The organism is Pinirhizobacter sp. (genome assembly GCF_035317885.1).
In the GTDB taxonomy this organism is placed as follows: Bacteria; Pseudomonadota; Gammaproteobacteria; order Xanthomonadales; family Rhodanobacteraceae; genus Pinirhizobacter.
Genome location: NZ_DATHFX010000510.1, coordinates 1 through 7,332, shown reverse-complemented (window position 1 = coordinate 7,332; position 7,332 = coordinate 1). Strand labels below are relative to the sequence as shown.

Below are 7,332 nucleotides of genomic sequence, written 5' to 3'. Positions count from 1 at the left end.
CTCGAGTCCGAAGCCGACCGCCTGCTGCTTGAGCCCTACCGCACGCTCTACGCCGAGGGCTCGGACCCATTGCGGGTGATGCTGGCCAAGGATCTCTTCGAACTCTTCGAAAAAGCCGTGGACAAGTGCCGTGACGTTGGCAACGTCGTTTATTCGATCGTCTTGAAGAATTCCTGAAGGACGCCACAGTGTCGACGAACGTCACCAATGCCGCGCAGGTGCGTGCATGAGCCTTGGCATGCTGCTGGCCGTAGTGCTGATCGCCCTGGCTTTCACCTACATCAACGGTTTCCACGACACGGCCAACTCGATCGCCACGGTGGTGGCGACCAAGGTGCTTACGCCCGGGCAGGCGGTGGTGCTGGCCGCGGTCACCAACCTTGCCGGTGCGCTGTGGGGTACCGCGGTGGCCGCCACCATCGCCGCCGGGCTGATCAACACTGGCGTGCTCGATGTCGGCCCAGAACTCCTGATCTGCGGATTGCTCGGCGCCACGCTATGGAACCTGCTGACCTGGTGGCTGGGCCTGCCGTCCAGTTCCAGCCACGCCTTGGTGGGCGGGCTCTGCGGCGCGGCGCTGGCGGCGTCGTCCAATGACATCCATTCGATCATCTGGCTGGAGCCCGGTCCGCACTGGTGGCTCGGCAAGGGTGTCATTCCCAAGGTGATCGTGCCGATGGTGCTTTCACCGATCGCGGGCCTGGTGATCGGTTTCGTGCTGATGGGCAGCCTCTACGCGCTGCTGGGCTGGTTCGCTTCGCGCCGGGGTTTCGCGCGGCGCTTCGGACGCACGCCCTTCGTCAATAACTTCTTCGGCAAGGCGCAGATCGTCTCCGCCTCGGCGATGGGCCTGGCCCATGGCATGAACGATGCGCAGAAAAGCATGGGCATCATCGCCCTGGCGCTGGCCTCGGCCACCGCCGCCGGCCAATTCGTCCACCTGCCCGAATGGCTGTCGTGGCTGCGCATCCCGTACGATCCCAACGGTGGGTTCCCCGTGCCGGTATGGGTGAAGGTGGTCTGCGCGCTCACCATGGCGGCCGGTACCGCCGGTGGCGGTTGGCGGATCATCAAGACGCTCGGCCACAAGATGGTCAAGCTCCATCCGATCAACGGTTTTGCCGCAGAATTCAGTTCCGCCGCGGTGATCCTGGTCGCGTCCTTCGCCGGCATCCCGGTGTCGACCACGCATAACGTGTCCGCGTCGATCATGGGCGTGGGTGCTGCCAAGAGGCTTAACGCCATTCGCTGGTCGGTGGTCGAGCGCATGGTATGGGCGTGGATCCTCACGCTTCCCGTTACCGCGCTGGTGGCCTATGGCCTGGTAAGCCTTACTCGGGGGTTCTGGTAAGGCATTGTGCCCGCTAGAACTCGTCGTCGTCCGAGGCGATGGCCTGCTCCAGGACATCGCCCAGGGTGGACAACTCCTCGACCAGGCGGTCGAGCTCGGCGACGTTGAGCAACGCATAGGGCCGGTTTTCACACAGATGCAGGTAGGGCGAGCCGTCGAGGTCGGCCGAGGCGAGGTACCCCGTGCGCTGTTCCCAGTTGAAGCGCAGGCAGCGCCTGGCATCGGTACCGGCCAGGGGGCCTACCGGGGTGGAAATGCGCAAGTAACGCAGCCCGGCGTCGTCTTCCAGTTCCGCCAGGTAAATGCCCTGGTGGCGCCCGCCGGCCACGATGACGTCGAAGCTGATGAGGTACGGGTCGTTGTGCTTGAGTTCGTGGCTGGAAGCCAGGTGCGAACGTACCGCCTCGAAGTGGCGCATGGGATGTGCGTCCGGCTGGAAGGTGACCACGATGGTAACCTGCCGTTCCTTCAAACGGGGTCGGGAAATGGCCGGGAAACGTGACGAATCCACCGACATCGACGCGCGCAACCAGGCGATCTGGGATGCCGTGTACGCCATTCCCGCCGGACGCGTGGCAAGCTACGGCGCCATCGCCCAGCGTGCCGGTTTTCCCGGCCGCGCCCGGTTGATCGGCAAGGTGCTGGGGCAAGCCCCCGATCGGTCCACCCTGCCGTGGCACCGCGTGCTCCGCGCCGACGGCCGCATCGGCATTCCGGCAGGCTCGCGGGGCTACCTTGAGCAATGCCGGCGGTTGCGCAAGGAAGGCGTGAAGGTGGTCGATGGCCGCGTGCCAATGGCGCACTTCGGGCTGGACGCGGATATCGACCGCGCGATATGGGGTTGAACACCGACATCGGGTCGCCGTGTCCCGCCTGCTAAAATCAACGGGCATGCAGCCTTCCGCCCACGACATCCTTTCATCCGTCTTCGGTTATCCCGACTTCCGCGGTCAGCAGGAAGCCATTGTCGGCCATGTCGCCGACGGCGGCGACGCCCTGGTGCTGATGCCCACCGGTGGTGGCAAATCGCTCTGCTTCCAGGTGCCGGCACTGATGCGTGCGGGCACGGCCATCGTGGTCTCGCCGTTGATTGCCCTGATGCAGGATCAGGTAGACGCCCTTCTCGAGGCCGGCGTGTCTGCCGCGGTCCTCAACTCAAGCCTGTCGGCTGAAGAACAGCGCGCTGTTGAAGGGCAATTCCTCGCAGGTTCGCTGAACCTTTTGTATGTGGCACCCGAACGCTTGCTCACGGGGCGCTTCCTGGCACTCCTGGAGCGCACGGAAGTGGCGCTGTTCGCCATCGACGAGGCGCACTGCGTGTCGCAATGGGGCCACGACTTCCGGCCTGAATACCGGCAGCTGGCGGTACTGCACGAACGCTTTCCCCATGTGCCCCGCATTGCCCTTACGGCCACCGCCGACCACCGTACGCGTGAGGAGATCATCGAGCGCCTGTCACTGCAGGACGCGCGGGTTTTCCTTTCCAGTTTTGATCGGCCCAATATCCGCTACCACGTCGCGCCGCGCGGCAACCCGCGCCGGCAACTGCAGGATTTCCTCGACGCGCATCGCGGCGAGGCTGGCATCGTGTACTGCCTTAGCCGGCGAAAAGTGGAAGACACCGCGGCATGGTTGTCCGACGCCGGCATCGAGGCGTTGCCCTATCACGCTGGCCTGGACGCCGCCACGCGCACGCGCAACCAGCAGCGGTTCCTGCGCGAAGACGGTGTGGTGATGGTGGCCACGGTGGCCTTTGGCATGGGCATCGACAAACCCGACGTTCGCTTCGTCGCCCATCTTGATCTTCCGCGCAGTGTCGAGGGCTACTACCAGGAGACCGGCCGCGCCGGCCGTGACGGCCTGCCCGCCGATGCCTGGATGATCTACGGCCTGGCCGATGTAGTGACCATGAGCCAGATGATCGCCCAGTCCGAGGCGGGCGACGATCGCAAGCGCGTGGAGCGGCAGAAGCTCGAATCGCTGCTGGCGTATGCCGAAGCCACGCGCTGCCGCCGCGCACTCTTGCTCGAAGCGTTCGGCGAGGCGGCGCCGCCCACCTGCGGCAACTGCGACAACTGTCTTTCACCGCCGAAAACATGGGATGCCACGGTGGCCGCGCAGAAGGCACTGTCGGCCGTCTACCGCAGTGGCCAGCGATTCGGGGCCGGGCATGTCATCGACATCCTGCGTGGCCAGGACAACGAGCGCATGGCCTCGCTCGGCCACGACCGACTCAGCACCTTTGGCATCGGCCAGGACTTCGATGCCACGCAATGGCGGTCGGTGTTCCGGCAGCTGCTGGCGGCGGGCCTGCTCGAGGCCGAGGGCGAGTTCGGCACGCTCAGGCTCACCGACGACAGCCGCGCGGTGCTCAAGGGTGAACGGTCGGTACAGTTGCGCGAGGACGCCCGTCCCGCCCGCGGCCGCAGGTTGCGGGACAAACCTGCATCGGGTGCTGCCACGCTGGGCATCGAGGCCACCGAACAGGAACTGTGGGACGAACTGCGAAAACTTCGAGGCGAACTCGCCCGCCAGCACGGCGTACCGGCCTATGTGATCTTCCACGATGCAACGTTGCTTGCGATGCTGCGTGCGCTGCCCGCCAACGAAGACGACATGGCGCAGATCAGCGGCGTGGGCGAGGCCAAGCTCAAGCGCTACGGCCGCGACTTCCTGGCGGTGCTTAACCGCTAAACGCCGCCATAATGGGGCCAAGTTGCCTAAAGGTCCGCCACGGAGGTTCCATGCACGATGCCCAGCCACTGATCGTCACCCTGGTGGGTGGCCTGGTTCTGGCTTTCATCTTTGGCATGGCGGCGCACCGGCTGAAACTGCCGGCCCTGGCCGGCTACCTGCTGGCGGGCGTGGTGGCGGGGCCTTTCACACCAGGTTATGTGGCCAATGCCCACCTGGCGCAGGAACTGGCCGAGCTCGGCGTCATCCTGCTGATGTTCGGCGTGGGCCTGCATTTTTCGCTGAAGGACCTCCTTGAAGTAAAGGCCGTGGCCATTCCAGGCGCCCTGGTACAGATGGCGGCGACCACGGCGCTGGGCATGGTCCTGGGCTGGGCCCTGGACTGGCCTCTGGCGCAGGGTTTTGTCTTCGGCCTGGCTTTGTCGGTAGCAAGCACGGTGGTGCTGTTGCGCGCCCTGGAAGAGCGCCATTTGTTTGAAACATCCCGGGGCCGCATCGCGGTGGGCTGGCTGATCGTCGAAGACCTCGCCATGGTGCTGGCATTGGTGCTGCTGCCGGCGCTGGCAAGCGTCGGTTCACCCGACCAGGCCGAAAGCGGACGCAGCCTGTGGATCACCATCGCCATGACGCTGGGCAAGGTGGGCCTGTTCGTGGCTCTGATGCTGATCGTCGGCAAGCGCTTTATCCCCTGGCTGCTGAAATTCGTGGCGCACAGCGGCTCGCGCGAATTGTTCCGGCTGGCGGTGCTGGCCATTGCACTTGGCATCGCCTTCGGTGCAGCGCAGTTGTTCGGCGTGTCCTTCGAACTGGGCGCGTTCCTGGCCGGCATGATGATGGGCGAATCCAAGCTCGCCCAGCAGGCGGCCGAAGACACCCTGCCTTTGCGCGACGCCTTCGCCGTGCTGTTCTTTGTTTCGATCGGCATGCTGTTTAACTGGCACGTGCTGCTGGAGCACCCGCTTACGGTGCTTGCGGCCTTCCTGATCATCACGCTCGGCAAGGGCCTGGTGGCCTATGTGATCGTGCGCGCGTTCGGACGGCCAAAGCGCACCGCCATCACCATCGGCATCAGCCTGGCACAGATCGGTGAGTTCTCGTTTATCCTGGCAAGTCTCGGCGTGAGCCTGGGGTTCCTGTCCGGTCCCGCGCGCGACATCCTGCTGGCCGCGGCGATTGTTTCGATCCTGGTCAATCCGCTGATGTTCAAGTGGCTCGACCGCCTGCGCGAGGAACCGGCCAGCGAAGTTGCCACCGATATCCCGTTTGTCGCCACCGGGCAGACCGGCCATGTGGTGGTGGTCGGTTATGGGCGCGTCGGCCGTGCCACCGTGCAGGACCTGCAGGCCGCCGGCCACCGGGTGCTGGTGGTGGACCTCGTCGAAGAGCGTGTGGCGGAACTGCGCGGGCAGGGGGTGGAGGCGGTGCTGGGCCAGGCCTCGGGCGACGACGTCCTTGACGTGTTGAACCTGCCCGGCGCCACCGCGCTGATCGTCACCATCCCCGACCCATTCGAGTCGGGCGAGGTGGTACGCGTAGCGCGGGCCAAGCATCCGGGCCTGTTCATCGTGGCGCGTGCCCACGATACGGAGCCTGCCGTGCACCTGGCTGCACAGGGGGCAAGCGAAGTGGTGATGGCCGAGACCGAGACAGGACGGGCGATGGTGGCCCTGCTGCCAGCCCACGGCTAGCTGAAACCGGAAGGAAAGCCGAAGGACACGTCGCGCTTACATCAGCGTCGCTAAACTGGCTGGCGTTCTCCCCGCAAGGAACGCCCCTTGGCCGCTCGGATCGAAGACTACGCCATGATCGGTAACTGCCGGTCGGCTGCCCTGGTCTGTAGCAACGGCTCGATCGACTGGCTCTGCGTGCCGCGTTTCGACAACGGCGCATGCTTCGCCGCGATCCTGGGAACCAGTGAGCATGGCCGCTGGTGGCTGGCGCCACTGGATCCTGCCGCGCGTAGTTCGCGACGTTATCGCGACGGCGGGCTGGTGCTCGAGACCACCTGGGAAACAGCCGACGGCGCCGTGCGCGTGATCGATTTCATGCCCGTCGACGGCGAACGCGTCGGCGTGATGCGCCTCGTCGAGGGCCTCCGGGGTTCGGTGGACATGCAAGAGGAACTGGTGATCCGCTTCGACTACGGGCGCAGCATCCCCTGGGTCACGGGCCTGGACGACGGTAGCCTGCGTGCCATCGCCGGGCCCGACCTGCTGGTGCGGCGCAGTCCCGTGGCCGTGCAGGGACGCGACATGCGCAGTGTCGCCACCTTCACCGTGAGCGCCGGCGAAGCGGTTCCGTTTTCACTCGAATACGGTCGCTCGCACCTGCCCGTGCCCGGGGCGCGCGACGTGCACGAAGCACTGGAGGTCACCGAGGCGTTCTGGGCGGGCTGGTCGCGCGGCTGCCCGGAAACGGGACAATGGGCAGCGCTGGTACACCGCTCACTGGTCACGTTGAAGGGCCTTTCGTATATTCCCACGGGGGCCATCATCGCCGCGCCCACCACGTCGCTGCCCGAGGCGATCGGCGGCGAGCGCAACTGGGACTACCGCTTCTGCTGGGCCCGGGACGCCACCTTCGTACTGACGGCGCTGATGAATGCCGGTTATCGCGAGGAGGCCGTGGCCTGGCGCGACTGGATCCGCCGTGCCATTGCCGGGGCGCCGGACCAGATCCAGATCATGTATGGCGTGGCCGGCGAGCGCCGCATGCACGAACACGAACTGCCGTGGCTTCCTGGTTACGAGAATTCCGCGCCCGTGCGCATCGGCAACGCGGCCAGCGAGCAGTTCCAGATGGACATCTACGGCGAAATGGTCGGCGTGTTCGACCATGCCGTCCGCTCGGGCGTCTTTACCGCGCCGAACGACTTCGACCACGAATACGCCGCCGACACCCTCCAGGTGCTTTTCATCGACCACCTGGCCAAGGTGCTCAACGATCCCGACGAAGGCATATGGGAGATCCGTGGCCGTCCGCGTTGCTTCGTGCACTCGAGGGCGATGGCCTGGCTCGCCCTGCGGCGATCGGCCGACAGTTCCAACGAACAACTGCTGCCGGAAAAACGCGCCGCATGGTCGAAGCTTGCCGATGAACTGCGCCAGGAGATCCTCGAACATGGCGTGCATCCGCAAGGGCAGTATTTCGTGCAGTCCTACGGCTCGGACGAACTCGATGCCTCGCTGTTGCTGGTGACCCTCTGCGGCATCGTGCCGGCGGACGACCCGAGGGTGGCCAACACCGTGGCTGCGATCGAGCGCGAGCTGCTGGTGGACGGCCTGGTC

6 protein-coding genes are annotated in these 7,332 nt (G+C 65.6%); 5 read left to right on the top strand and 1 reads right to left on the bottom strand.

What is annotated here, in order from left to right; translation table 11 throughout:
• Positions 1 to 226 precede the first annotated feature (226 nt).
• On the top strand, positions 227 to 1,351 hold the full coding sequence (locus VK519_RS16785; protein ID WP_324351659.1) for an inorganic phosphate transporter: 1,125 nt from the start codon (positions 227 to 229) through the stop codon (positions 1,349 to 1,351).
• A 13-nt stretch (positions 1,352 to 1,364) separates the two neighbouring features.
• Here VK519_RS16785 and VK519_RS16780 read toward each other — a convergent pair whose 3' ends face one another.
• Positions 1,365 to 1,769: a hypothetical protein gene (locus tag VK519_RS16780; protein WP_324351657.1), complete on the bottom strand. Its 405-nt coding sequence runs from the start codon at positions 1,767 to 1,769 to the stop codon at positions 1,365 to 1,367.
• Positions 1,770 to 1,836: 67 nt separating this feature from the next.
• On the opposite strand from VK519_RS16780, the gene VK519_RS16775 reads away from it, so the two are divergent.
• The 4 genes from VK519_RS16775 to VK519_RS16760 form a co-directional block, all read left to right on the top strand.
• Positions 1,837 to 2,196 carry an MGMT family protein gene (locus tag VK519_RS16775; protein WP_324351655.1) on the top strand — a complete coding sequence of 120 codons (360 nt, stop codon included), beginning with the start codon at positions 1,837 to 1,839 and terminating at the stop codon, positions 2,194 to 2,196.
• A gap of 46 nt (positions 2,197 to 2,242) precedes the next feature.
• Positions 2,243 to 4,045 carry a DNA helicase RecQ gene (gene recQ / locus VK519_RS16770; RefSeq protein WP_324351654.1) on the top strand — a complete coding sequence of 601 codons (1,803 nt, stop codon included), beginning with the start codon at positions 2,243 to 2,245 and terminating at the stop codon, positions 4,043 to 4,045.
• A gap of 50 nt (positions 4,046 to 4,095) precedes the next feature.
• Entirely contained in the window at positions 4,096 to 5,733 is a 1,638-nt protein-coding gene (locus tag VK519_RS16765; protein ID WP_324351652.1) for a cation:proton antiporter domain-containing protein, read from the top strand.
• Between the two features lie 87 nt (positions 5,734 to 5,820).
• Positions 5,821 to 7,332 (top strand): glycoside hydrolase family 15 protein (locus VK519_RS16760; RefSeq protein WP_324351650.1); only part of this gene is annotated, 1,512 nt, incomplete at its 3' end.